A 26,004-nucleotide genomic window follows, 5' to 3' on the forward strand; every position below is an offset into this window, starting at 1 on the left:
AAAGGCGCAGATTATTCCGCGTCTTCTTTCTTTTCTTTCTTCTCTGGAACGATCTCTTCGCCGGTTTCCTGATCGACCACTTTCATCGACAGGCGCACCTTGCCGCGGTCGTCAAAGCCCAGCAGCTTGACCTTTACTTCCTGACCTTCTTTCAGAACATCCGACGGATGGTTCAGGCGGCGGTTTTCGATCTGGGACACGTGGACCAGACCGTCGCGCTTGCCAAAGAAGTTCACGAAGGCACCGAAGTCGACGATCTTGACCACTTTACCGGTGTAGATCTGACCTTCCTCCGGCTCGGCCACGATCGAATAGATCATGTCATATGCCTTTTGGATAGATTCTCCATCCGGCGAGGCGATCTTGATCACGCCATCGTCGTTGATGTCGACCTTGGCACCCGAAACTTCGACGATTTCGCGGATGACCTTACCGCCCGAACCGATCACTTCGCGGATCTTGTCGGTCGGGATGTTCATGGTCTCGATGCGCGGGGCGTGGACCGAGAATTCGTTGGTCTCGGACAGGGCTTTGCCCATCTCACCCAGGATGTGCATCCGGCCGTCCTTGGCCTGGGCCAGGGCTTTCTCCATGATCTCGGGCGTGATGCCCGCAACCTTGATGTCCATCTGCAGCGAGGTGATACCGTTTTCGGTACCCGCAACCTTGAAGTCCATGTCGCCCAGGTGGTCTTCGTCACCCAGAATGTCCGACAGGATGGCATAGTCGCCGTCATCTTCCAGGATCAGACCCATGGCCACACCGGCAACCGGTGCTTTCAGCGGAACGCCCGCGTCCATCATCGACAGCGAACCGCCGCAGACCGACGCCATCGAGCTAGAGCCGTTGGATTCAGTGATCTCGGACACGATGCGGATCGTGTAGGGGAAGTCGGTCGCCGCAGGCAGAACCGCCTGCAGGGCGCGCCATGCCAGCTTGCCGTGGCCGATCTCACGACGGCCCGGGCCACCCACGCGGCCAACTTCGCCAACCGAATAGGGAGGGAAGTTGTAATGCAGCAGGAAGTTCGATTTGAAGTTGCCGTGCAGCGCGTCGATGAACTGCTCATCGTCACCGGTGCCCAGCGTGGTCACGGCCAGTGCCTGCGTTTCACCGCGGGTGAACAGGGCCGAACCATGGGTCCGCGGCAGCATCGAGGTTTCTGCCACGATCGAACGGATATCGGTGGTCGAGCGACCGTCGATCCGCTTGCCGCCTTTGACGACGTCGCCACGCAGAATGCCAGCTTCCAGCTTCTTCATTGCGGAACCGAGGTTGCCGTCTTCCAGCTGTTCCTCGGTCAAAGCTTCTTTGATCGCTTCACGAGCAGCAGCAACAGCGGCGGTGCGCTCTTGCTTGTCGGTGATCGCGAAAGCGGCGCGCATCTGCTCTTCACCGGCGGCTTTGACTGCGGCGTACAGGTCCGAATAGTCGGGGGCCTGGAAGTCAAACGGCTCTTTCGCGGCGTCTTCGGCCAGCGAGATGATCAGGTCGATGACCGGCTGAATCTGCGCGTGCGCGAAGTTCACCGCGCCTAGCATTTCGGCCTCGGACAGCTCGTAAGCTTCCGATTCCACCATCATCACGGCGTCTTTGGTCCCGGCCACAACCAGATCCAGACGCTGTTCGGGGTTCAGGCGCAGGTCCTGCATGTCATCGACGGTCGGGTTCAGCACGTATTCACCGTCTTCGAAACCAACACGGGCACCGGCGATCGGGCCCATGAACGGCGCGCCGGAAATTGTCAGGGCAGCGGAGGCTGCGATCATTGCGACGATGTCGGGGTCGTTGACCAGATCGTGGCTCAGCACGGTGCACATCACCAGAACTTCGTTCTTGAAGCCGTCAACGAACAGCGGGCGGATCGGACGGTCGATCAGACGCGCGGTCAGCGTCTCTTTCTCGGTCGGGCGCGCCTCGCGCTTGAAGAAGCCGCCCGGAACCTTACCGGCGGCATAGTATTTTTCCTGATAGTGGACGGTCAGCGGGAAAAAGTCCTGACCCGGTTTTTGCGCCCGTGCAAAGGTCACGTTTGCCATGACGCTGGTCTCGCCCAGCGTGGCAATCACGCTGCCGTCGGCCTGACGGGCAACCTTGCCGGTTTCCAGTGTCAGCGTCTCTTCGCCCCACTGCATTGATTTCTTTGTTACATCAAACATATGCGTATCCTAGAACGGAGCACTCCCGCCCCTGCGGGTCTCCGGTTTGCATGGCGGCCCCATTGCCGCCGACCCCATTTATCTTCCATTCGAGTGCCGGGGTCAGGGCACAACGTCTCAGATACCCGCGCGCATACATGAGATTGTGCACAAAGGAAAGGGGAACCGCATGCGCGGCGCGCAAGGGTACCGGAAAGGTTCAGAAAGACCGCTCACGTGATTTGCGCAGCGATCGAATGTCTTGCGCAGTCTCTTCCTCGGGCGGGGGCGTGACAGTTGGTGCGCCCGTGTCCTCTGATCTCAGAAACGCCAGAGCGGAAACAGACCAGAGCCATGCATTCAGCCAAAGCAATGCACCGCTTGCGGCCAGCCCCTTCAGGATGACCTCAAGATCGAAATTTGGCAAAGTCTGGTCAGTCAGGATCGTGAACACGGACAAGATGACAGGAAGCAGGGCGTAAACAGCGGCAAGTATCCCGAAGTAAATCTGCAGGAAGATTGAAACGAAAAACACGCAGAATAGCGGGATAAAGCTGCGCCCGAACCCGTTGAAGAACGTATGGCTTGGTGCCCGCAGCCCAGCGGATTGCGCGGCGCTTGCCATTGGCACCGCCATGACCGCGTAAAATGCAGCCAGAGCGAAGAGTATGACGATCAGCTTGCTGCCCACGGCGATCAGGGCGAAGGCGACTTGCGTGCTTTCCGCGGCGTTCTGCAGGGCGCTCCACGAGAAAGGCCCCCCGACCTGCCACATGGCGAACAGGATGGCAGAGAGGTTCACAATAAAGGTCAGGCACCATAGCGCGACTGCAAAGAACAGGCCGTACATGACCGAATACAGAATCAATGCTCTGTAATCCGTGCGCCGCCTGTCCCCTTTTGCCTCCAGCGCTGCGCGTATCCCGAACAGGCTGATAAAAGCGTTTGTGATCGGCTCACTGACGAAACCGGCTAGCCCTAGCGTGAAGACGCCCAGAACCATCCATACAACGATTGAGGCAAGGCTGATCGCAAGGATGGGAAGGATCATGCGGGGTGTCACACGGAGCGACAGCACCAATGAGTTCAGGATAAGGAGCATAATACAGGCTTTTGACAAAACTTATAGTTGTGCAAGAAGACACACCGCAACCCAGTGGCAATGTCAACGGTGCGGATCGACCGTTTCGGAAAATACAGTTCGGTGGTCCCCAAAAAAAACGCCCGCCAAATTGGCGGGCGTCTGAAACGTAATGCAAAAAGCGCTTAGCGGCGGATGCCCAGCTTTTTGATCAGGTCCTGATAGCGTGCTTCTTCTTTGCCCTTCAGGTAGTCCAGCAGCTTACGGCGCTGGGCAACCATTTTCAGCAGACCGCGACGACCGTGGTTGTCTTTCTTGTGGGTCTTGAAGTGCTCGGTCAGGGTGTTGATGCGCGAGGTCAGGATGGCAACCTGGACTTCTGGCGAACCGGTGTCGCCGTCCTTGGTTGCGAATTCTTTCATGACGCGTGCTTTTTCAGCGGCAGTAATCGACATCGGGGTCTCCTTGTAAAAGGTTAAGGGTGATGGCGCAGGCCGGGATGTCGTCCAGCACAGGCCCATGGAGAAAACCACACCGATTCCAGTGCGGATGCGCGCGTATAGGCGGAATTGGGGGGAATGGCAAAGGGATTCTGTTGGGTCAGCCCAAAGCGGTCAATTGTGCCAGTTGCGCCTCGGCGATCAGATGGATGTCATCCGCCGTCATCCCTTCGGCCCCCAAAAGCTGTGCCACGTTTTGCCCATCAACCAGAACATGGGTCAGGTTTTCGTTCTCTTCATCGGGCTCAATCCGAATGTCAGGGTCATCCTGACCATCCCAGGAAACAAACAATTTGTCCTGCCCGGGTTGGAAATCCATCACCGTCACGGCCTCATCTCCGGCCTCGGGGGTGAGGATGATGTCATCGGCATCGTCCCCGCCCGTGACGATGTCGCCGCTTTCGGCGAGAATCGTGTCTTCCCCGGCGCCGCCATTCAGGAAATCGGTGGCCGGTGCGCCGTCGCCATCTGCGCCGGTCAGAGTATCATCACCATCCCCACCAAACAGAACATCCTCACCCGCGCCTCCGGCCAATGTGTCGTCGCCATAGCCGCCGTGCAGCGCGTCGTCGCCTTCGCCCCCGGTCAGGGTGTCATCATCCTGCCCACCATAGAGCGTGTCGTCCCCGTCCCCGCCATCAAGCTGATCGTCACCGAAATGGCCATAGAGGCGATCCTCGCCATCCTCTCCGACCAGCTGATCGTCCCCACCTTCGCCATGCAGGATATCGTCGCCCTCACCGCCCTGAAGGGTGTCGACGCCTTCGCCCCCGTACACCACATCATCGCCAGCACCGCCAAGGATCGTGTCATTCCCACCAAAGCCGTTGATCTGATCGTCCCCGTCCTGTCCGGTCAGCAGATCCGTGCCTTCGGACCCTGCAATGACCAGATCGCCTTCGTATTCGGATTCGATTGTTCCGGTGGATGGGCTGTCGTCCCCATCGGTTTCAGCGGAGGTTTCGTCAACGGCCTCAGTGTTTTCGTCAAGGTCGAGGAACTTGCCCTCGGACACCTCATCCACCTGATCGTCCGAGATACCGTCATCCTCAGGCGTGTCTTCGGGAATGAACGCATCGCTCATGGCATAGGCGGCACCGCCGACGGCGGCCAGGCTTAGCAATCCGATCAGAAACATGGGAACCCTCCGTGAACGCACTGCCCCACGGATAAATCTCTCATGCAATCAAGTGTTTGGTCAAAGCCAAGCTGATCTTGTGGTTAACCCTTTGTCACCAGGGCTCGGGTTGCTGGGTATACGCGATATAGAGCGGGTGTTTCGGGTGTCCGGCCTTGCTCAGCCCCAGATGGAACAGCGGCTGGCCGGTGCCCCGCAGCAGGGTTTCAACCGCAGGCCCTCGGTCCAGATGTGCGCCGTGGGTGCCCCATGCGGCGATGACCTGATCGGCCCATTGGACGCCCTCCAGAATGGCCGCGTCATTTGCGGGGCCGACCGGATCGGCAGCGGCCCGCATCTTTCGCGGGTCGGTGTCGCGCCACGCAAAGATGTTGGTCACCTGAAACGCGCCGAACCCCAGCGCCCGTGCACGGCGTTCGCAGCGTTCGACTGTGGGGTCATTCTGAACCTCGGTCGCGGTCGAGGGGTTCAGCATCACAAACAGCGCCTTGCGCCCGTCCGGGTCCCACACACGGGTCAGGCTATAGCGATACTTTTCGCAATCGGAATAGACGGCGGTCGAGGGCGCATCGCCCTTGGTATGCGTTCGGGTGATCATGCCCCCGCCTAGCACGGAGTTCAGGTGACGAACACCCGGCTGGGATGCAATTCGCCCGATTTGTAGATGCCCACCGCCACGGCCTTGCCATCCAGCGAGGCCCAGGCTTCATCGCCATATTCCACGTCCGAGGCCAGCACCATGCCCGGATTGCCATTGCGCAGGCGGGTTGCGCCCTCAGCGGTGCATTTCAACTCGGGCAGGTCGGCGAGGCCGGTTTCCAGCGGGTGCAGGTAGTCGTCCAATGCCTCGGTCTTGGCCATCTCGTCGATCTGTTCGATGCTCAACCCATCTTCGACCTCAAACGGGCCGGACCAGATGCGGCGTAGTTCTTTCACATGGCCATGGCATCCCAGCGCCGCGCCCAGATCGCGGGCGATGGAGCGGACATAGCCACCTTTGCCGCAGGTCATCTCAAGCACCACGTGATCGTCATCCGGGCGGTCCACAAGGATCAGTTCCTCAACCCACAGGGGGCGGGCGGACAGCTCCACATCCTCGCCGTCGCGGGCCAGTTTATAGGCGCGCTGGCCGTCGATCTTCACGGCGGAGAATTTGGGTGGCACCTGCATGATGTCACCCAGAAACGGCGTCAGCGCCTGTTTGATATCGTCATTCGAGGGGCGCGCATCGCTGGAGGCGACCACCTCGCCCTCGGCGTCATCGGTGTTGGTGGCCTGACCCAGACGCACGGTGAAGGTGTAGGCTTTCAGCGCATCGGTGATATAGGGAACCGTCTTGGTCGCCTCACCCAGTGCAACGGCCAGAACGCCGGTTGCCTCGGGGTCCAGCGTACCTGCATGGCCCGCCTTTTTCGCATCCATTGCCCAACGCACTTTGTTGACCACGGAGGTCGAGGTCATGCCCGCAGGCTTGTCCACCACCAGCCAACCGGAAATGTCGCGGCCCTTGCGTTTGCGTCCCATGTCTTACCTTGCCTTTTGCTGAGGCGCGCGGGTTAACGGATCACGTGGGCACTGTCAATTTGCGGGCGCGTCTTCGACCACGCCCACGATCGGCCCCAGCGAGAACCCGATATCCGAACGGCCCCCGGCCCGGTCATACATGCGGGAAATATTCCCATCGAAGAACAGCGCATTGGGTGTTTTCAGCACGTCCCGAAACAGGCTGCCGAATTCGTGGAAGGTAACGTAGTCCTCGGAAATCGCGAACACCGCGCGGGTGCCATCATCGCTGGTCCCCACCCCGTTGCGCACAAACAGCGAGGTTGAATCGGGTAGAAAGCGGGGGTGCAATTCCCCGTCGATCACCAGCATGGGGCCGGATTGGGTGGCAAAGCGGCAGTCGGGCGCCTGATCGACATAGTCGAGCGTCTCGAACACATCGGCGCGGCCGTCGCGGATGCAGAACACGCCATTGGGCAGCAGGCCGAAATTGCCGGGGCCGGGGTTCGAGATCACGCGCATCTGCTCTTGCCCGTCCTCGACATAATGGCCCACGGGCGAACGGTCGTCGTGATACATGCCCGCGTTCATCGCAAAGGCCAGACGTTCGCCACCAGGGGCCAGCGCCTCATTCACCGAGGAAAAATGACCCAGCAGATCGCCATTGTCGTCGTTCAGAAACAGGCGCAGGTCTTCGTTTGCGGCGCCCACCTCGCAAACAGTATAGCGTTTGTCCTGATGGGAGACCTTCTCACAGCTCACCGCACCAGCCTGCGCGGCCCACAGGAGCGCGCAAAATGTGGCCAGTGTGCGGATCACTCGTCCAAATCGCGGCGCACCGCGTCCTGTTCGAACATGCGGCGGGTGTCGTCCAGACGGTCGAACGTGTCATCCAGACGGAACCGCAGATCGGGCGAAAATTTCAGGTTCAGCTTCTTGCCGATCACGCGCCGCAGCTCACCTTTGTTTCGGGCCAGCAGGTCGATCACATCCTCTTGCCCCTTGCCGCCTAAGGGCAGCACATAGGCGGTGGCGATCTTCAGATCGGGCGAGGTGCGCACCTCACCCACGGTTATCGACATGCGGTTCAGGTCGGGGTCGTGGACATCTCCGCGCGCCAGAACCTCGGACAGGGTGCGGCGGATCAGTTCGCCGACGCGCAGCTGTCGTTGGGACGGGCCGGGGCCATCGTGGAATTTGTTCTTTGCCATGTCTTCGATCTAAGCCCAAATCCCGCCTTTGCCAAGCGGGCGCGAACCGGGTAGGAGGCTTTGAGCCGACTAACGCGAAAGGACCAGCACAATGACCCATATTCCGGGGATCGTCATCACAGGGGCTTCGGGCCGTATGGGGCAGATGCTGATCAAGACCGTGACTGACAGCGATCAGGCGCGTCTGGTCGGCGTGGTTGAACGCGCGGGCCATGACTGGATCGGTCAGGATGTGGGTACGGCCATGGGCGGTCAGGCGCTGGGCGTCACAGTCACCGACGACCCGCTTGAGGCATTTGCGCAGGCGCAGGCCGTGATCGATTTCACCGCGCCTGAGGCAACGCTGGAATTCGCGGCACTGGCCGCGCAGGCACGTTGTGTGCATGTGATCGGCACCACCGGCATGACGGATGAACAGATTGCCGCGTTGGAGCCCGCATCCCGCCACGCTGTGATCGTCCGCGCTGGCAATATGAGCCTTGGGGTCAACCTGCTGGTGCAGCTGACCAAAAAAGTTGCCGCCGCGCTGGATGAAGATTTCGATATCGAAATCATCGAAGGCCACCACCACCACAAGGTCGACGCGCCCTCGGGCACGGCCTTGATGCTGGGCGAAGCTGCCGCCGAAGGGCGTGGCGTCAATCTGGCGGATGTGTCCGACAGGGCGCGCGACGGCATCACCGGCGCGCGCCAACGGGGCAATATCGGCTTCCACGCCATTCGCGGCGGAGACATCGTGGGCGAGCACGACGTCCTGTTCGCCGCGCCGGGTGAGCGCATTGTCCTGCGCCATCTGGCCACCGACCGGGCCATCTTTGCCCGCGGCGCGCTTAAGGCGGCGCTGTGGGGGCAGGGCAAAGCCCCCGGTCAATATGACATGGTGGATGTGCTGGGGCTGTAGGCGCGCTTAGCGGAATGCTGCCAGACCGGGCGGCTCTGCCCCATTTTGCTCAGCTTGCGCAAACAAAGCGTCTAACCGCTGATCCCATGACGGGAATTGTCCGGTCAGGGCATAGGTCAGCCGTTCAGCCCCCATGGAAATGCCCAGAGGCGCGGCCTTGCCATCGATGACGATCTCGCCAATCTCGGTCCAGTTGGCCGAGGGGGGATAGGACGTAGGCGCGGGTTCATCCGTGTCCCCGACGCGATAATAGACGCCCATCGTGACCAGATAGTCCTCACCAAACGGATCGGGAAAAAAGAACCCGGACGCGTCACGGGCGGCCAGGGCTTCGGCCTCATTCCGCAACAGAACCTTTTGCGCAAAAGGCAGGTTCAGGTCATCCAGAACAGGGCGTATCCCATCGGATTGCGGTACGCTGACAAAGGCAAGGCGCGACGGGTCCAGACCAAGCTCTTGCGTCAGAATCCGTATCATCAGGCGCGTTGTCATCTGGCCATCTGCATCGTCGGCCGGGTGGCATCCGACCTCGTGAAACAGCGGCAGAACGTCCGGGCGGGACTTCTCGGCAACGTCGCCAACGCGAGCCAGCGGCTGAACCACATAGTGCCCGACCGGCAGGCTGGATTGATCGAAGTCGTGGCGCAGCCCGCCGTTGTAGTCGGCGTCGCCCGACGCCAGGGGCAAAGGCGTCGTCTCAGTAAAGCCAAGCGCGGCAAAGACTGCGCCAAGACGGTTTAGTGTTTCGGCAAATGCGTCCTCGAACCCGTCGTTGCGAGCAAGGGCGATGCCGGGCAGCAACGTGCCTGCCGCTGCTGCCGAGCCCAGTTTTACAACCGCGCGCCTATCCAGTTCCATGCAAGCCTCCACATAGCTTCATGTGGAAAGTATCGCAGAACTTCACGGTTTAGGTGAAGGAATTCTGAATTCCGCGATCAGCCCTGTCCCAGATGCCGGTCGACCATACGCTGCACCATCGGCGCGAAATGCGCAAAATCCGGGGTTTCCATATCGGCGCGCTTGCCGGCCTCATCCAGATATCGGACCTGAATGATCTCTTTCAGGTTCGGGTTGGATTCGAATTCGGCCACCTCTTCGGGGCTCATGGGGCCGCCCTGCAATTCCAATGTGTGGACCGAGGCAGCGGACAGGCGGTTGAAATACTCAGGCTTGGTGGCGCACAGATACCGTTTGGCCGCCACATGATAGCGGCAGCAATCGGTGATGACCGAGGGGAAGAACTGTTCCAGCACTTCCGCGCCTGCGTCTTCGTGGTGGCGGTCCTCGGTGTCGTCAGGGTGATAGGTGCCGAACTCGGACGTAAAGTGCCCGATGTCATGCAGCAGGGCGCCGACGATGATTTCCTCGGGCTGGCCGTTTTGTTCGGCGATGGTGGCGCCTTGCAGCATGTGTTCGGCCATTGTGACGGGCTCGCCCAGATATTCCTCACCGCCGCGGCGGTCGAAGATATCAGCAATAAAGGCCACGATATTGTCGCGGTTCAGGGTCGAAAAATCGGGTTTCATTCCGCCGCCTCCGGCTGTGCCATCTCCATCGCCGCCAGCGTCGACAGCAGCCCGTCCTTGTCGGCGTAGCACCCTTGCAACCAGCGCGAGCCTGCGCCGGAATATCCCAGCCGTGCATGCAGGACGCGGCTGTTGTCGACGATAAAGCTTTCACCCGGTTCCAGTTTGAACGACACGCCCATGGCCGGGTCATCGATGATTGCACCCAGTTGGCGATAGGCGGCGTAATAGGCTTCCATCTGGTCAAAGGGGATGTCGACGAAGGGCGCGGACGAGCGGTTGTTGAAGCGGATGCCGATCAGCTCACCATCGGGGGACAGTTCGATCATCGGGCGGCGTGATCGCAGGCAGACCCCGTCCGAGCCTTTATATTCGAACCGGGCCGGGAACCCGGCCAGCAGGGCAAAGCCCGCGGGGTTCTGATCGCGCAGTTTTTCGGCGGCGCGGAAGCCGTCAACCACGATGGAATCGCCGCCCTCGGCGCTGTTCTCCAGGCAGTACAGAATTTGCAGCGTCGGTACCGGATCGCGATAGGGATTGTCGGTATGGGCCTGCAAACCCAAGCCGGTATAGGCGAGGTTGGTGGGGTTCACCTCGGTCCGGACCTCGAAATAGGGGCCATAGTTTGTCTCGCGCACATAGCCGAACAGATCAGCCACCTGCAGCAGCGATTCCGGCTTAGTCGGGCCGCCCGTCAGCTTGGCAAAGCCATACTCGGCCACCGCAGCCAGCCAATCGCGCTTGGCGGCGGGGGTGGCGTGCACGGCGGCCCAGTCACCGCTGGGCGCGTCGATGCCGCGTTCCCAGGTGGTAATGCCGGGGCCGGTGCGGCCCGTTTTTTCAGCGTGGCCGCAGTCATAGATGTGATCGGCCAGCCAGTCGGCGGGGAAGGTCACGGTTTTGTCTTCAGGCTGAAAGGTGACGCTTAGATCGCCATTCAGAACTTCGGCCGCGCTGACCGAGACATCGGCGGGAATGTCGCCGATGGTGATCAGGCGCTGACCATTGCCCGGCGCGCGGGTGTCGGGGTCCAGCGCGTTGTCGCGCAGCCAGATGGCGTGAAAGCGGGCTTGGGCGCCATCGGAAAATTCGACAGTCACGATCTGGGGCGTGTGGGTGGCGGTGCGCAGCATGGGGTCTCTCCTGTTCGGCGCGGGCTATGGTTGAGGAAATACGCGCCCCGTGGCATCACCACAATTAAACCTTATTGCGACTGAGGGTTGGAAAAACTTATGGCTAAGAAAAAGATTGGCCTGCCGCCGCTGGACTGGTTGCGCGTGTTCGAGGCCGCCGGGCGGCTGGGCGGGTTTTCTGCCGCAGCCAAGGAATTCGGTCTGACGCAGGCGGCGGTCAGTCAGCGGATCGCAAACCTTGAGGCATGGCTGGGCCGGACGTTGTTTGTGCGCGAGGCACGCGGTGTGTCGCTGACGGTCGAAGGCGAAAGCTATTTGCCGTTGGTGCAGGACAGTTTGCAGGCGCTGGAACGCAATACCGAAGACCTGTTCGGCAAATCCCCGCGTGAGCTGCGCGTGGCCGCGCTGTCGTCAAGCATTCATGCACTGGTTCTTCCGGCGATTCCCCGGTTTCAGCAGATGCGCCCCAAGGTGCGGGTGGTGACGGATTCGGTGGCGCGGCGGTCCTCGCTGGATGAGGAACGGACATGGCTGCAAATCCGCTATGGGCGCGGCACGTGGCCGGGGCGGGACGCAGAGCTGATCGCACCCGAGGTTCTGGTGCCCATGGCCGCGCCGGGCGTGGAGTGGGGTGCCCCCCTGATCGATCTGCGGGGGGAGAGGCCCGGCTGGCGCGACTGGGTGCGCAAGACCGGCCATGACGACATGCCGCCTTCGGTGATCAGTTTCGATTCTATGGAACATGCCATTTCGGCTGCACGGCAGGGATTGGGTGTCGTTTTGGGGTCGGAACCCTTGGCCAATGCCGATTTGCAGGCGGGGCGCTTGCACCGGCTGAACCTGCCCGCGCTGAACACCAAAGACGGCTATTGGCTGACATGGCCCGAGGATCGGGCGGCGTCCAAAAAGCAGCGCGCATTGATCGCGGATTTCCTGCAGGCGCTGCGGGGCTGAGCGATCAGAAATCGATCGCGATGCCCTTCTTTTCCCAATCGCCATAGCGGGCGGGGTCGGGGCCATCACGACCGCCCAGTTCCTTGGGCATCTCTTTCGCTTCGGCCTCGGCCTTGCGGCGACGGTCCTCGGCCTCGGCCAGGGCGCGCTGGGCGGCGGGCGGCAGGTCTGTGCGGTCGTCACTCATGAGATCGGGTTCCTTTCCGTTCCATGGCTTGATATACGCCCCCGTCCGCGTTTGGCAATGCGGGCGAGGGTCACACAAAAGGCGGTTCCATGTCCGACAACGCAACAGCGGCGCGACGCAGCGCGATCTATCTGCTGGATCAGATTCTGGGCGAAGGGCGGCTTTTGCCTGAATGTCTGGCCGCAGGGGCGCTGGACCGGCTGGACCGCGAAGACCGCGCCCGCGCACAACGCCTGACGCTGGAAACCCTGCGCGGGTTGGAGCGTGCTGACCGTCTGCTGGACAACCACTTGAAACGGACACCTGACCTGACCGTCCTCAACGCCCTGCGCCTTGGCGCGGTGGAACTGTGCCACGGAGAGGCCGCTCATGGCGTTGTCAATTCCATGGTCGAAATCGTGGGCCGGTCGCGCAAGCATGGCCGCCTTAAGGGGCTGGTGAACGCGGTGCTGCGCAAGGTGGCTGCCGAAGGGCCTGACGCGTGGCCCAAGATGCGCGTGCCCCGTCTGCCCGAATGGTTGCGCGAACCTTTGACCATGGCATGGGGACCAGAGGCCGTCTCGGGTATGGAGCAAGCGCATTTCGCAGGCGCGCCGCTGGACATCACCACAAAACCCAACGCAAACGGTCCCGGAGAAAAACTGCCCACCGGATCGCGGCGGGTGCAGGATGCGGGGCAGGTCTCGGCCCTGCCGGGCTTTGAAGCGGGCGATTGGTGGGTGCAGGACGCGGCAGCGGCGGTTCCGGTTCGGGTGCTGGCCCCTCAGGCGGGTGAAACCGTGTTGGACCTGTGCGCTGCACCGGGGGGCAAGACCTTGCAACTGGCCGCAGCCGGGGCGCAGGTCACGGCGCTGGATATATCAGAGTCGCGGCTGGACCGGGTGCGCGAGAATCTGGCGCGCACTGGCCTCAAGGCCGAGGTCATCGCGGGTGACGCGCTGGATCATCAGGGCCAATACGACGCCATCCTGCTGGACGCGCCCTGTTCGGCCACCGGCACCATCCGCCGTCACCCGGACCTGCCCTTTGCCAAAGACGGCTCGGAATTCGGCGGGCTGATCGAGTTGCAGACGCAGATGCTGGCCCATGCGTGGACCCTGCTGAAACCCGGCGGGCGGCTGGTCTATTGCACCTGTTCCCTGCTGCCGGATGAGGGCGAAGTGCAGATCGAAGAGGCGCTGGGCATGTTTCCCGACATGCTTGTGAACCGCGATGCGCTGAACATCGCCGGGATCGACCCGAACTGGATCACTGAAGAAGGCGGGCTGCGCCTGCGGCCGGATTATTGGGCGGATCGCGGCGGGATGGACGGGTTCTATGTGGCCTGCCTGAACAAATCTGCCTGACGCGTCGCTTTTCGGTGACTTGACGATCCGTGCGGTCTATCGTTGGGTCTCAGGCGCCAGCAGAGCGCAAGGGGCAGTGTAACGAGCGTCATGTCAAACCACGAGACCATGAGCAACCGGTGGAAACGGTTCCAGAACCGTCTGTTTGCGCGGCTGAGCCAGCGGCGCAAGGCGGTTGCGGGGTTTGTGGTCGAGCCCGAACCGCGCACGGTCGGCTCATTCGCGCGCGGGCGGCAATTGGTTGCGGGCAATCTGTTATTCGCAGGCTATCTGGTCGAGGCGCAGGATACAGGCCTGTGGGATGTCGCGGCCCCCAGCACCGGGTTTGACAATGAACGTCACGGCTTTGCCTGGCTGGATGATCTGGCCGCCGTGGGCGACATGCGTGCCCGCGACAAGGCGCAGCGCTGGGTCTGGGGCTGGATCGACGCGCATGGCCGCGGGCAAGGGCCCGGATGGGCACCGGATCTGACCGGCCGGCGGGTGATGCGCTGGATCAACCATTCCGTCTTCCTGCTGCGTGGTATGGATGACACGCAGAGCAAACTGTTTTTCCGCTCGCTGGCACAACAGACATGGTTCCTGTCCAAACGCTGGCATGCCGCCACGCCGGGCCTGCCCCGGTTTGAGGCGCTGGCCGGGCTGGTGCAGGCGGGGCTGGCGCTGAAAGGGTTGGAGCAGGTGGCCGACCCGGCCCTGCGGGCGCTGGCTAGGGAATGCGAAAAGCAGATCGACGCACAAGGCGGGCTTTCGACCCGCAACCCCGAGGAATTGCTGGACGTGTTCACGCTGCTCTCGTGGACCTCAGCTGCGCTGAGCCAGCAGGGGCGGGGAACTCCGGCGGCGCAGGCCGACGCGATCAAGCGGATGGCCCCCACATTGCGCAGCCTGCGCCATGCCGATGGCGCGCTGGCCCGGTTTCATGGCGGAGGGCGCGGTATCGAAGGGCGGCTGGATCAGGCGCTGGCCCAAAGCGGGGTGCGTGCGCAACATGCCACCGGTCTAGCGATGGGTTTTGCACGGCTTTACGCAGGCCGGACCAGCGTCATCGTGGATGCCAGCGCGCCGCCCAAGGGTGCGGCTTCGCATAACGCCCATGCCTCGACCCTTGCGTTTGAGCTGACATCCGGGCGGCGGCCCTTGATCGTGAATTGCGGCTCGGGCGAAAGTTTCGGGTCGGAATGGCGGCGGGCCGGACGGGCCACACCTTCGCATTCGACCCTGTGTCTTGACGGCTATTCCAGCGCCCGGCTGGCCCCGGCCGGTCATGGCAGCGAGGCCGAGGCGCTGGTCGATGCGCCCAAAGACGTGCCCGTGGATACCGAAGAAGCGTTCGAAGGCAGCCGTTTCATGGTTGGCCATGATGGCTATACCAAAACCTTTGGCCTGACCCATGCCCGCACGTTTGAGCTGCGCTTTGACGGGCGCGAGCTGACAGGCGAGGACATCCTGCTGACGGCTACCGACAAGGCCAAGCGGCAGTTTGACAAGGCGATGGATGCCTCGGGGCTGAAAGGCGTGGGCTTTGACGTGCGTTTTCATCTGCACCCCGATGTGGATGCAGCCATCGATCTGGGCGGCGCGGCGGTGTCGATGGCGCTCAAAAGCGGTGAGATCTGGGTTTTCCGCCATGATGGTGTGGGAAAGTTGTCCGTGGAACCAAGCGTTTATCTGGAAAAAACCCGATTAAAGCCGCGCGCGACAAAACAGATCGTTCTATCCGGGCGCGCAATGGAGTATGCGACGCGCATCCAGTGGACGTTGAGCAAGGCGCAGGATACAGCCTATGCCGTGCGCGACCTGCACCGGGACGAGCCCGATTTCGACTGACGCCAAAAGGACCTTTGGACCCATGACCGATTTTCACCCCGTGCGCCGCGCGTTGCTTTCCGTATCCGACAAGACCGGATTGATAGACCTCGGCAAGGCACTGGCCGAGCGCGGCGTTGAGCTGTTGTCGACCGGCGGCACGGCACGCGCGCTGCGTGATGCGGGGCTTGCGGTGAAGGATGTCAGCGAGGTCACGGGTTTTCCCGAGATGATGGATGGCCGGGTGAAAACCCTGCATCCGATGGTGCATGGTGGCCTGCTGGCGTTGCGTGACAATGACACCCATGTGGCCGCAATGAATGAACATGGCATCGATGCGATTGATCTGCTGGTGGTGAACCTCTACCCGTTCGAGGCGACCGTGGCCAAGGGTGCCGACTATGACGAATGCGTCGAGAATATCGACATCGGCGGCCCCGCGATGATCCGCGCTGCGGCCAAGAACCATGCGTTTGTGAACGTGGTCGTGGATGTCGAAGATTATGAAAAACTGCTGGGTGATATGGACCAGCACAACGGTGCGACCTGCCCGAAATTCCGTCGCAAACTGGCGCAAAAAGCCTACGCCCGCACCGCAGCCTATGACACCGCCGTGTCCAACTGGCTGGCCGATGCGCTGGAGCTTGAGGCCCCCAAGCGCCGCGCCTTTGCCGGTGAGCTGAAACAGACCCTGCGCTATGGCGAGAACAGTCACCAGACGGCGGCTTTTTATACCGACGGCACCAATCGCCCCGGCGTGGCGACTGCTGTGCAGCATCAGGGCAAGGAACTGAGCTATAACAACATCAACGACACCGATGCCGCGTTCGAGCTGGTGGCCGAATTCGACCCTGCGCAAGGCGCGGCCTGTGCCATCATCAAGCACGCCAACCCCTGCGGTGTGGCGACGGGTGATACGCTGATCGAGGCTTACAAGGCGGCATTCGACTGCGACCGCACCTCGGCCTTTGGCGGGATCGTGGCGCTGAACCAGCCCTTGGACGCGGAAACCGCGCAGGAAATCACCGGGATTTTCACCGAAGTGGTGATCGCCCCCGGTGCCTCGGATGAGGCCAAGGCGATCTTTGCCGCCAAGAAGAACCTGCGCCTGCTGACGACCGAAGGGCTGCCGGATGTGACCGCAGGCGGCAAGACCGTTCGGCAAGTGGCCGGTGGCCTGTTGGTGCAGGACAAGGACAATGGCTTTGTCGGCATGGACGATCTGAAGGTTGTGACCAAAAAGGCCCCGACCGAGGAGCAGATGCGCGACCTGCTGTTTGCGTGGAAAGTGGCGAAACACGTCAAGTCCAACGCCATCGTCTACGTCAAAGATGGCGCAACCGTGGGCGTGGGTGCAGGGCAGATGAGCCGCGTGGATTCGGCCTTGATCGCGGCCAAAAAAGCCGAACGCATGGCCGATGCGCTGGGGCTGCCGCAACCGCTGACCATCGGCTCGGCCGTGGCATCGGACGCGTTCTTCCCCTTCCCCGACGGTCTGATGGAAGCCGCTGAGGCGGGCGCGACCTGCGTCATTCAGCCCGGTGGCTCAATGCGCGATGACGAAGTGATCGCGGCGGCGGATGAGGCCGGGCTTGCCATGGTCTTCACCGGCATGCGCCACTTCCGCCACTGATGCGGTACCGTCTTCTGCTCTGGGCCGCGCTTGTGGCGTTTGCGATCGACCAGATCAGTAAGTATCTGGTCGTTCACGTCATGCGCGTGGCCGAGGGCGATATCGACGTGCTGCCGCCCCTGCTGGTGTTCAAATACGGTGAGAATCGCGGCATCAATTTCGGCCTGTTCCAAGGCGATACCGATGCGGCCCGTTGGGTCTTGATCGGGATATCGCTGGCCATTTCAGCGGGTGTTCTGATCTGGCTGCTACGGTCCGCGCCATCCAAACTGATGCAGTTCTGCGGCGGGCTGTTGATCGGCGGAGCGCTGGCAAATGTGCTGGACCGGGTGCTTTACGGCTATGTGCTGGATTTCCTGAATATGTCCTGCTGCGGCATCAACAATCCGTTCGTGTTCAACCTTGCGGATGTGTTCATCTTTGCCGGTGCCATCGGACTTGTGTTGTTCGAGGGCAAAAAGCCCTCGTGACGCGCCTTGGGAAATGCGATAAAAGCGCCTGAAACAGGCTGGAGACTCTGATGCGGTTGCCGCGTTCCATATTTGCTGTGACATTGGCCTTTGCGGCTGCGGGTTGTTCCGATATCGGTCTGCGCCATCTTCAGGCCCCCGGCGATGGCCCCGATGAATTCTCGGTGATGCCGGTGCGCCCGCTGACCCAGCCCGCGGATTATCAGTTCCTGCCCGCCCCAACCCCGGGTGGCGCGAATCTGACGGACCCCAATCCCAAGGCTGATGCAATTGTCGCGCTGGGCGGCAGTGAGGCGGCGCTGAACGCAAATGCTGCCATCCCCTCGGGCGATGCGGCGCTTGTGACCGCGTCCAGCCGCTATGGCGTGCCGTCGAATACCCGTCAGGTTGTGGATGCCGAGGACGCCGAGTTCCGCCGCAAGCAGGGCCGTCTGACCCGCCTGCGCCTGTTCAACGTGGATCGCTATTCGCAGGTTTATCAGCGTCAATCGCTGGATGCCGCGCAACAGAACGAAGCGGCGCGACGTGCGGGGATTGAGACGCCATCGGCGCCCCCGGCTGATGAATAAACTTTAACTTTCCGTCATCGGCCTTGAACCTGCGCAGGACCACCGTAGTTTATCTTCATTAAACGAAACGGAGGACGCCCCATGGTTCGGGCCCTGGCATTGTCTGCCGCCTTGTTCGCTGCCACCCCTTTAATGGCAAAGGAAGGGCATGAAGCGGTCACAACTTTCACGCTGGATAACGGCATGGATGTGGTTGTGATCGAAGATCACCGCGCACCTGTCGTGCAGCATATGGTCTGGTACCGGGCCGGGTCGGCGGATGAACCCGTAGGCTCGTCCGGTGTGGCGCATTTTCTGGAACACCTATTGTTCAAAGGCACCGATACGCTCGCGCCGGGTGAGTTCTCGGCCACGGTGGCGGCCAATGGCGGCAATGACAACGCCTTCACCTCTTACGATTACACCGCCTATTTCCAGCGCGTTGCCTCGGACCGGCTTGAGTTGATGATGCGGATGGAGGCGGACCGGATGCGCAATATCCGCCTGTCGGAAGACGATATTCTGACCGAGCGCGACGTGATCCTTGAGGAACGCAACCAGCGCACCGACAACAGCCCCCGCGCCCTGTTCGGCGAGCAGATGAACGCAGCGCAGTACCTCAATCATCGCTACGGGGTGCCCATCATTGGCTGGCGGCATGAGATGGAGACGCTGGACATGGACGACGCCTTGTCGTTCTACCAGACCCATTATGCGCCCAATAATGCCATTCTGGTGGTGACGGGCGATGTCGAACCAGACGAGGTCAAAACCCTGGCCGAGCAATATTATGGCGTCATTCCCGCCAACCCGGATCTGCCCGAACGGGTCCGCTCGCAAGAGCCGCCGCAAACGGCGGAACGGCGGCTGACCTATAAGGACGCCCGCGTGTCGCAGCCCTATGTGCAGCGCAGCTATCTGGCCACTGAACGGAACGCGGGTGAGCAGGAAAAAGCGGCAGCACTGTTCATGCTGGCGGAACTGCTGGGTGGCAGCACCACCTCTTACCTGAACGAAAAACTGCAGCTGGAACAGCAAAAGGTCGTCTATGCCGGAGCGTTCTATCGTGGTGTTTCGCTGGATAATACGACCTTTGATCTGCTGGTTGTTCCGGCGCAGGGCGTCTCTCTGCAAGAGGCTGAGGATGCGATGGATCAGGTCGTTGCCGATTTCATCGCCGAAGGTGTGAACCCCGACGATCTGGACCGGATCAAAATGCAGCTGCGCGCGGCACAGACCTATGCGCGCGACAATGTGGACGGGATCGGCAACCGCTATGGTCGGGCCCTGACCAGCGGTCTGACGGTCGAGGATGTGCAAGCCTGGCCCGACATTCTGCAGGCCGTCAACGGGGATGACATCATCGCCGCCGCCCGCGAGGTTCTGCAGCCTGAGACCTCGGTCACGGGCTGGCTGATGAAAGACGAAGAGGTGACGCAATGAACCGTATCTTTGCTACCCTGATTGCCTGCGTCATTGCTCTGCCCGGCTGGGCCGAGATCGAGATACAGGAAATCACATCCGATGGCGGCATCACCGCCTGGCTGGTCGAGGATCATTCGATCCCCTTCACTGCGCTTGAACTGCGGTTCCGGGGCGGCACGTCTCTGGACGAACCGGGCAAACGCGGCGCGGTCTATCTGATGAGCGGCCTGATCGAAGAGGGTGCCGGTGATCTGGATTCGCGCAGCTATGCGCGCGAGCTCGAATCGCTTGCTGCGTCCTTCGGGTACAATGCGGGCGACGATTCCGTCTCGATCTCGGCGCAGTTTCTGACCGAGAACCGGGACGAGGTGATCGATCTGCTGCGCACCACCCTGCACGAGCCGCGCTTTGACGTGGACGCGGTCGAGCGGGTGAAGGCGCAGATCGTGTCAGGGCTGCGTTCGGACCAGACGAATCCCAATGACATCGCGGGGCGGAATTTCGCGCAGATGGCCTATGGCGATCATCCCTATGGGACCGAAGGCAAAGGCACGATCGAAAGCGTCAGCGCGTTGACCCGCGACGACGTGGTGACCGCCTATGACAACGTTTTCGCCAAAGACCGCCTGTATGTCAGCGCCGTTGGCGACATCACCGCTGATGAGCTGGGTGATCTGCTGGACGAATTGCTGAGCGATCTGCCCGAGACAGGTAAACCCATCCCGGGCCGGGCCGAAGTGACCATCCCCGGCGGCGTGTCTGTGGTCGAGTTTGATACGCCCCAATCCGTCGCCCTGTTTGGTCATGCCGGCATTGACCGCGATGATGAGGATTTCTTTGCCGCCTTCGTCCTGAACCACATTCTTGGCGGCGGCGGCTTTGAAAGCCGCCTGATGCAAGAAGTGCGGGAAGAGCGTGGCCTGACCTATGGCATCTCGACCTATCTGGTGCCCAAGGATCTGGCCTCGGTCTATCTGGGCTCGGTGTCGTCGTCCAATGACCGCATTGCCGAAGCGGTCGAGGTGATCCGCGACGAATGGGCCCGTGCGGCGGAACAAGGTGTCACGCAGGCCGAGCTGGACGATGCCAAGACCTATCTGACCGGGGCCTATCCGCTGCGGTTTGATGGCAATGGCCGTATCGCCGGGATCATGGTGGGGATGCAGATGCAGGGCCTGCCCATCGACTATATCGCCACCCGCAACGATCAGGTGAACGCCGTGACCCTGGACGAGGTGAACCGCGTGGCCCGGGAACTGCTGGATCCCGAAGGGCTGCATTTCACCATCGTCGGTAAGCCCGAAGGTCTGGACGGCTGATCCCGTTCAGGCCGCAGCAGGCCGTTTGTGGGCCTGCAATGTGTGCTTGTTACTGCTGAGCAGTTTTTGCCGCGCATGCCTGAAATGCGCGGCCTTCAGCGCGTCATCGATGTGACGGTTGCGGCGCAGCAGGCGCGACAGGTTGATATTGTCGAACACCAGACATGTGGTCGGTTCGGTCGCGATGACTGTCGCGGTGGCGGGCAGGCCCAGGCTAAAGGTCAACTCGCCCAGTATTTCATCAGCGCCGCATTGGTTGATCACCTGACCGTCTTTCAGAACCGTTGTGCGCCCGTTCAGGACGTAACCCAGAAAATCGGTGGTCATGTCTTCTTCGATCAGGATATCCCCGGTTCCATACTCCTTGATCGAGGCGGTGTTTAACAACCGCCGGGCCTGATGCGGTTTCAGCGATTCAAGGTGATGGGCGATGAACTGACGCTCGGCATCGGAAAAGCGCACCAGATGCCGCGACAGGTAGCCCCGCAGCAGGCCAATGACCGAGATCGCGATGTAAGCCATCTGGATGATCGATCCGGCCAGATTGAACTCTTCGGCCATGCTGATCAGCACGCTTCCGGCGGCGACAATCACCAGGACAGGGTATAAAACTCCGTTGCCCCGGATGATGCCGATCTGCAAAAGGAAATAGTTCAGGATGTACAGCCCAGCCCCGAACACGCCGATCATGGTGACCAGATGAACAGAGGTCGGAAGATCAATCGGCATGTTTAACATCGTCGGGCCCACCCTTGGATCAGATGGGCCTTACGTTGGGTTAATCACACAGCGCTGTATATGAACAACTTCACAGGTTAATCGCTGTTATGAGCGTGATTTTGCCTGCATGCGCAGCATTTCACCCATCATTTGTCCAAATTTGCCCGACCCACGCTGATACAGAGCACCGTCCACCGACAACACTGTGCCGCTGATATAGCTGGCCAAATCCGAGCTGAGGAACAGACAGGCATTGGCCACGTCTTGCGGCTGACCCCAACGGCCCAGCGGCACGTCCCGGCGCAGCTCTTCATGGGCGTTTGGTGTCGGTGCCAGACGTTTTGCGCCCTCGGTCCCTTCGATGAAGCCGGGCACGACCGAGTTCACGCGGATGCCTTCGACACCCCATTCCATCGACAGCGTTCGGGTGATCTGATCCACACCCGCCTTGGCGGCACAGACATGGGCCTGACCTTCATACGGCAGAAACGCCTGCGGAGCCGAGATGTTGATGATGCTGGCGCCGGGCCGTTTCAAGTAAGGATAGGCGCCCTTCATCACGTGGACGGTGCCCATCAGGTCAATATCGACCACGGTTTTGAACGCATTGACCGACATCTCAGACGTCAGCGCCGGAAAATTGCCCGCCGCGCCGGACACCAGCACGTCGAATTCGCCAAACGCCTCATGAAACTGTTGCAGGCCCGTCGCCACGGCCTCGGGGTCGCGCACATCGAAGGCGGTGCCCATCGCGTCTGCCGCGCCCGCCGCTTTTAGCGCGGCGACGGTGTCATCCACCCTGTCCTGTGACCGGCTGGCAACCGCCACCTTCGCCCCAGCGGCAGCGAACGCTTCGGCGATGCCCCGGTTGATACCACTGGTGCCGCCAATGACGATAACGGTTTGGTTTGCAAAGTTCATGCGGGCCTCCGGCGATGCGTGGGGCCCTACTCGCCGTAGGGCACCCAGATGTTTTTCACTTCGGTCGCAGCCTGCAGGAAGCGGCGGGAATGGTCCATGCTCCAATCGCTTGCCGTCGCGTTATTGACCCATGTGCGCTTCAGATTTCCGGCGGACACAGCTTCGATTTCTTTCGACAGGTCGGTGGACGAGAACGACCAGACCGCATCCACGTTCAGATGCGAGGCCAGCGGTTTCGCCAGCTCCGCATGGCTGCCGGTCAGGATGTTGACCACACCAGCGGGCACGTCCGAGGTTTCGAGGATCTGGTAGAAATCCGTCGCGGCCAGCGGGTAGGGCTCGGATGCGGCCAGCACCACCCGGTTGCCCATCGCGATCGCAGGGGCCATGGCCGAGACCAGACCCAGCAGCGGTGCCTCATCCGCGCACAGCGCGCCGATCACGCCCACGGGTTCCTTCATCGCAATCGCCACGCCCCGGATTGGAACACCGTGCACCTGACCGTCATATTTGTCGGCCCAGGCGGCGGCGGTGAACAGGCGCTGGATTGAGGCGTCCACCTCTTTTGCACCGGTCTTGCCGCCGGTCATCGCATCAATCCGCGCCGCGAACTCATCCCCACGGGCCGAGAGGTTTTCGCCGATGTAATACAGGATCTGCGCGCGCAGATGGCCGGTGGTCTTGCTCCAACCTTTGGCCCCTGCGGCGGCTTCAACCGCGTTGCGCACGTCCTTGCGGTTGGCAAGACCCACATGGCCCAGAAGGCCGGATTTGCCCCAGACGGGTTTTGAATAGCCACCATCGGGCCGCGCCTGTTTGCCGCCGATATACATCTTGGCGGTGCGGTCGATGGGATCGACCGGGGCACCGTCGCCCGTTACAGCCTCGACCTTGGCCAGCGGCTTGGTCTTGCCCTTGGGCTTGGTATAGGCGGCCAGCCCCTCCCAACCGCCTTCACGGCCAAAGCCGCTTTCGCGCACACCGCCAAAGCCAGCGGCGGCGTCGAACAGGTTGGTGGCGTTCACCCAGACCACGCCCGCAACCAGTTTGGGCGCGATATCCAGCGCGAGGTTCACATTCTCGGTCCAGACCGTCGCGGCCAGCCCGTAGCGTGTATTGTTGGCCAGTTCGACCGCCTCAGCCGGGGTGCGGAAGGTCGTGGATACCAGAACCGGGCCAAAGATTTCCTCCTGCATCAGCGGGTCCGAGGTCTCCAACCCCGAGATCAGCGTCGGCGGATAATAGCAACCGTTTTCAGGCAACGCGCAGGCCGCCTGATAGACGTCCCCTGCGGTGTTGCTGTCGACCATGCCTTTGATTGCCTGCAACTGGATCGGGTCCACAACCGCGCCCACGTCGATGCATTTGTCCAGCGGGTCACCGATGCGCAAGCCATCCATCCGCGCGCGCAGCTTGGTGTAGAACCGCTCGGCAATGCCCTCTTGCACCAGCAGACGCGAGCCCGCACAGCAGACCTGACCCTGATTGAACCAGATCGCATCCACCAGCCCTTCGATGGCTGAATCAATATCGGCGTCGTCGAACACGATATAGGCGGACTTACCGCCCAGCTCTAACGTCAGTTCCTTGCCCGAGCCTGCCGTTGCCTCACGAATACGCCGCCCCACGGTGGTTGACCCGGTAAAGGCGATCTTGTCCACGTCGGCAGCCACGATCATCTCGCCCACCGCGCCGTCGCCGGTCACGATGTTGACCACACCCTTGGGCAGCCCGGCCTGAGAACAGATGTCAGCAAACAGCAGCGCCGTCAGCGAGGTATACTCGGCAGGTTTCAGAACCAACGTGTTCCCCATCGCCAGCGCAGGCGCGATCTTCCACGCCAGCATCAGCAGGGGGAAGTTCCACGGGATGATCTGGCCGCAGACACCCAACGCCTGCGCGTCGGGCAACTCGCTCTCCATCAACTGTGCCATGCCCGCGTGGTAATAGAAATGCCGCTGGGCTAAGGGGATGTCGATGTCGCGCGATTCCCGGATCGGCTTGCCGTTGTCGAGGCTTTCCAGAACGGCAAACAGCCGCGCATGCTTCTGCAACAACCGTGCGATCGCATAGAGATACCGCGCGCGGCCTGCGCCGCCCAGGCCCGCCCATTTCGGCTGCGCCTTGCGGGCGGCGGCTACTGCCGCGTCGACGTCTGCCTGTTTGGCTTGGGTCAGTTTGGCCAGAACTTCTCCGGTCGCGGGGTTGCGACTTTCGAACCCTTTGCCGGGCTTGGTGAAAGCCCCGTCAATATAGTGTCCGAACTTATCCCCCTGATCGACCAGCCAGGCCAGCGCCTCGGCTGCGCTTTCGGGGGCGGGGCCGTATTCCATGGTCTCGAAAATTTCTTTGACTGTCATTGTTCTGTCCTCAGGCCATGGAGTGGCGATAACCGGCGGAATAAGCGCCTGTCATATAGTGTTCCAACTGCCGTTCGATATCCCCCAGCAGCGAGGAGGCGCCAAAGCGGAACAGGTCCGGCTCCAGCCAGCGGTTGCCCAGCTCATCTTTGATCAGCGACAGATAGACCAGCGCATCCTTGGCTTTGGAAATCCCGCCCGCAGGCTTGTAGCCCACCCGATACCCGGTGCGGTCATAATAGTCGCGGATCGCACGGATCATCACCAGCGACACGGGCAGAGTGGCGTTGACGCTTTCTTTCCCTGTCGAGGTCTTGATGAAATCCGCCCCCGCCATCATGCACACGACCGAGGCGCGGGCGACATTGCGCAGGCTGCCCAGCTCTCCGGTCGCCAGAATGGCTTTGACATGGGCCTCGCCACAGGCGGTGCGAAAGGCTTTCATCTCATCATACAACGCCTGCCAGTCACCCGACAGCACATGGCGGCGCGAGATCACGATGTCGATCTCGTCGGCCCCGGCCTTCACGCTTTCTTCGATCTCGGCCACACGCAGGTGAAAGGGCGACAGACCCGCCGGGAACCCGGTCGAGACGGCAGCCACCGGAATGCCGGTGCCCTTCAGCGCCGCAACAGCAGGTTCGATCATGTCGTGATAGACGCACACCGCGCCTGTGGTGATCGGCGGCATATCCATCGCTTGCAATAGCGCGGGCGAAACGGGCTGACGCGCCTTGGCGCAAAGGCGGCGCACGCGGCCCACCGTGTCATCGCCCGCCAGCGTCGTGAGGTCGATCATCGTGATCGCCTTCAGCAGCCATGCGGCCTGAAAATCTTTCTTCACCGACCGTCGGCCGGGCAGGGTGGCGGCACGGCGTTCGATGGCCGAAGTGTTGGCCTGAACGGCGCGCACCCAGTCCAGGTCCAGGTCCATCCCCGGATTTCGGGGCTCGGTCACTTGCGGCAGATGCGCGGTGCGCACGGCGCTGTCATGGCTCTGCGTTTCCATACTCACATCCTTTGGGAGAGGTTTGCGCCAAAATCGCATGGCTTGGCGTCAATTGGAAGGTGTCGCGCTGTGTAAACGGTAATATTTTTGACCAAATGGACAAAAATGATGTTTTATTTGCGAATAATTCGCAATAGCGTTGACTTACTTGCGAATGGTTCGCATATTCATT

General features: G+C 61.5%; 25 protein-coding genes. 9 read left to right on the plus strand and 16 right to left on the minus strand.

Going from position 1 to position 26,004, the window contains the following annotated elements; all coding sequences use genetic code 11:
• Positions 1-11: 11 nt before the first annotated feature.
• From pnp to rbfA, 8 genes are all read right to left on the minus strand, one after another.
• Positions 12-2,159: a polyribonucleotide nucleotidyltransferase gene (pnp, locus tag ACRZ94_RS11725; protein ID WP_480797408.1), complete on the minus strand. Its 2,148-nt coding sequence runs from the start codon at positions 2,157-2,159 to the stop codon at positions 12-14.
• 199 nt (positions 2,160-2,358) lie between these two features.
• Positions 2,359-3,189, minus strand: a complete 831-nt coding sequence (locus ACRZ94_RS11730; protein WP_480797409.1) for a hypothetical protein — start codon at positions 3,187-3,189, stop codon at positions 2,359-2,361.
• Positions 3,190-3,404: 215 nt separating this feature from the next.
• Entirely contained in the window at positions 3,405-3,674 is a 270-nt protein-coding gene (rpsO, locus tag ACRZ94_RS11735; RefSeq protein ID WP_068336567.1) for a 30S ribosomal protein S15, read from the minus strand.
• Positions 3,675-3,819: 145 nt separating this feature from the next.
• Positions 3,820-4,857: a calcium-binding protein gene (locus tag ACRZ94_RS11740; RefSeq protein WP_480797410.1), complete on the minus strand. Its 1,038-nt coding sequence runs from the start codon at positions 4,855-4,857 to the stop codon at positions 3,820-3,822.
• Positions 4,858-4,951: 94 nt separating this feature from the next.
• The gene (locus tag ACRZ94_RS11745; RefSeq protein ID WP_480653489.1) at positions 4,952-5,455 is read right to left on the minus strand and encodes a DUF1643 domain-containing protein; all 504 of its coding nucleotides are present in this window, start codon (positions 5,453-5,455) and stop codon (positions 4,952-4,954) included.
• 20 nt (positions 5,456-5,475) lie between these two features.
• A complete protein-coding gene (gene truB / locus ACRZ94_RS11750; protein ID WP_480797411.1) occupies positions 5,476-6,381 on the minus strand; it encodes a tRNA pseudouridine(55) synthase TruB in 906 nt (301 codons plus the stop codon).
• A gap of 54 nt (positions 6,382-6,435) precedes the next feature.
• Positions 6,436-7,179, minus strand: a complete 744-nt coding sequence (locus ACRZ94_RS11755) for a phosphodiester glycosidase family protein (protein WP_480653493.1) — start codon at positions 7,177-7,179, stop codon at positions 6,436-6,438.
• Entirely contained in the window at positions 7,176-7,571 is a 396-nt protein-coding gene (rbfA, locus tag ACRZ94_RS11760; protein WP_170401134.1) for a 30S ribosome-binding factor RbfA, read from the minus strand. The genes ACRZ94_RS11755 and rbfA overlap by 4 nt, the downstream gene beginning before the upstream one ends.
• A 91-nt stretch (positions 7,572-7,662) precedes the next feature.
• Here rbfA and dapB point away from each other — a divergent pair, with 91 nt between their 5' ends.
• Positions 7,663-8,472, plus strand: a complete 810-nt coding sequence (gene dapB / locus ACRZ94_RS11765) for a 4-hydroxy-tetrahydrodipicolinate reductase (protein WP_480653496.1) — start codon at positions 7,663-7,665, stop codon at positions 8,470-8,472.
• Between the two features lie 6 nt (positions 8,473-8,478).
• On the opposite strand, the gene ACRZ94_RS11770 is transcribed toward dapB, so the two are convergent.
• The 3 genes from ACRZ94_RS11770 to tmpA all read right to left on the minus strand — a co-directional run bounded on the left by ACRZ94_RS11770 (position 8,479) and on the right by tmpA (position 11,131).
• A complete protein-coding gene (locus ACRZ94_RS11770; protein ID WP_480797412.1) occupies positions 8,479-9,330 on the minus strand; it encodes a hypothetical protein in 852 nt (283 codons plus the stop codon).
• Between the two features lie 77 nt (positions 9,331-9,407).
• Complete coding sequence (gene tmpB / locus ACRZ94_RS11775; protein WP_480653500.1) at positions 9,408-9,998, minus strand: (R)-1-hydroxy-2-trimethylaminoethylphosphonate oxygenase; 591 nt, start codon at positions 9,996-9,998, stop codon at positions 9,408-9,410.
• Positions 9,995-11,131 carry a 2-trimethylaminoethylphosphonate dioxygenase gene (gene tmpA, locus ACRZ94_RS11780; RefSeq protein ID WP_480797413.1) on the minus strand — a complete coding sequence of 379 codons (1,137 nt, stop codon included), beginning with the start codon at positions 11,129-11,131 and terminating at the stop codon, positions 9,995-9,997. Before tmpA ends, tmpB begins: the two co-directional genes overlap by 4 nt.
• Before the next feature lie 99 nt (positions 11,132-11,230).
• Here tmpA and ACRZ94_RS11785 point away from each other — a divergent pair, with 99 nt between their 5' ends.
• Entirely contained in the window at positions 11,231-12,085 is an 855-nt protein-coding gene (locus ACRZ94_RS11785) for a LysR family transcriptional regulator (RefSeq protein ID WP_480797414.1), read from the plus strand.
• A 4-nt stretch (positions 12,086-12,089) separates the two neighbouring features.
• Here the strand turns inward: ACRZ94_RS11785 and ACRZ94_RS11790 are convergent, their stop codons facing one another.
• Positions 12,090-12,272 (minus strand): DUF1674 domain-containing protein, encoded by a 183-nt coding sequence (locus ACRZ94_RS11790; RefSeq protein WP_480653506.1) that lies wholly within the window; start codon positions 12,270-12,272, stop codon positions 12,090-12,092.
• Between the two features lie 89 nt (positions 12,273-12,361).
• Between ACRZ94_RS11790 and ACRZ94_RS11795 the strand changes: the two genes are divergently transcribed.
• From ACRZ94_RS11795 to ACRZ94_RS11825, 7 genes are all read left to right on the plus strand, one after another.
• Positions 12,362-13,618 (plus strand): RsmB/NOP family class I SAM-dependent RNA methyltransferase, encoded by a 1,257-nt coding sequence (locus ACRZ94_RS11795; RefSeq protein WP_480653508.1) that lies wholly within the window; start codon positions 12,362-12,364, stop codon positions 13,616-13,618.
• A gap of 90 nt (positions 13,619-13,708) precedes the next feature.
• Positions 13,709-15,448 (plus strand): heparinase II/III family protein, encoded by a 1,740-nt coding sequence (locus ACRZ94_RS11800; protein ID WP_480653510.1) that lies wholly within the window; start codon positions 13,709-13,711, stop codon positions 15,446-15,448.
• Between the two features lie 22 nt (positions 15,449-15,470).
• On the plus strand, positions 15,471-17,060 hold the full coding sequence (purH, locus tag ACRZ94_RS11805) for a bifunctional phosphoribosylaminoimidazolecarboxamide formyltransferase/IMP cyclohydrolase (protein WP_480653512.1): 1,590 nt from the start codon (positions 15,471-15,473) through the stop codon (positions 17,058-17,060).
• Positions 17,060-17,530: a signal peptidase II gene (gene lspA / locus ACRZ94_RS11810; protein ID WP_480653514.1), complete on the plus strand. Its 471-nt coding sequence runs from the start codon at positions 17,060-17,062 to the stop codon at positions 17,528-17,530. The genes purH and lspA overlap by 1 nt, the downstream gene beginning before the upstream one ends.
• A gap of 50 nt (positions 17,531-17,580) precedes the next feature.
• Complete coding sequence (locus ACRZ94_RS11815) at positions 17,581-18,099, plus strand: DUF3035 domain-containing protein (RefSeq protein ID WP_480653516.1); 519 nt, start codon at positions 17,581-17,583, stop codon at positions 18,097-18,099.
• A gap of 81 nt (positions 18,100-18,180) precedes the next feature.
• Positions 18,181-19,521 carry a M16 family metallopeptidase gene (locus tag ACRZ94_RS11820; protein ID WP_480653518.1) on the plus strand — a complete coding sequence of 447 codons (1,341 nt, stop codon included), beginning with the start codon at positions 18,181-18,183 and terminating at the stop codon, positions 19,519-19,521.
• Positions 19,518-20,822, plus strand: coding sequence for a M16 family metallopeptidase (locus ACRZ94_RS11825; protein ID WP_480797415.1), 1,305 nt, complete (start codon positions 19,518-19,520; stop codon positions 20,820-20,822). The genes ACRZ94_RS11820 and ACRZ94_RS11825 overlap by 4 nt, the downstream gene beginning before the upstream one ends.
• A gap of 6 nt (positions 20,823-20,828) precedes the next feature.
• Here the strand turns inward: ACRZ94_RS11825 and ACRZ94_RS11830 are convergent, their stop codons facing one another.
• The 4 genes from ACRZ94_RS11830 to deoC form a co-directional block, all read right to left on the minus strand.
• Positions 20,829-21,551: a Crp/Fnr family transcriptional regulator gene (locus ACRZ94_RS11830; protein WP_480797416.1), complete on the minus strand. Its 723-nt coding sequence runs from the start codon at positions 21,549-21,551 to the stop codon at positions 20,829-20,831.
• 96 nt (positions 21,552-21,647) lie between these two features.
• Positions 21,648-22,463 (minus strand): SDR family oxidoreductase, encoded by an 816-nt coding sequence (locus tag ACRZ94_RS11835; protein ID WP_480797417.1) that lies wholly within the window; start codon positions 22,461-22,463, stop codon positions 21,648-21,650.
• Between the two features lie 26 nt (positions 22,464-22,489).
• Positions 22,490-24,823: an aldehyde dehydrogenase family protein gene (locus tag ACRZ94_RS11840; protein ID WP_480797418.1), complete on the minus strand. Its 2,334-nt coding sequence runs from the start codon at positions 24,821-24,823 to the stop codon at positions 22,490-22,492.
• Between the two features lie 10 nt (positions 24,824-24,833).
• Positions 24,834-25,832 (minus strand): deoxyribose-phosphate aldolase, encoded by a 999-nt coding sequence (gene deoC / locus ACRZ94_RS11845; RefSeq protein ID WP_480797419.1) that lies wholly within the window; start codon positions 25,830-25,832, stop codon positions 24,834-24,836.
• Positions 25,833-26,004: the final 172 nt, after the last annotated feature.

This window comes from Ruegeria sp. CH10 (assembly GCF_056537125.1).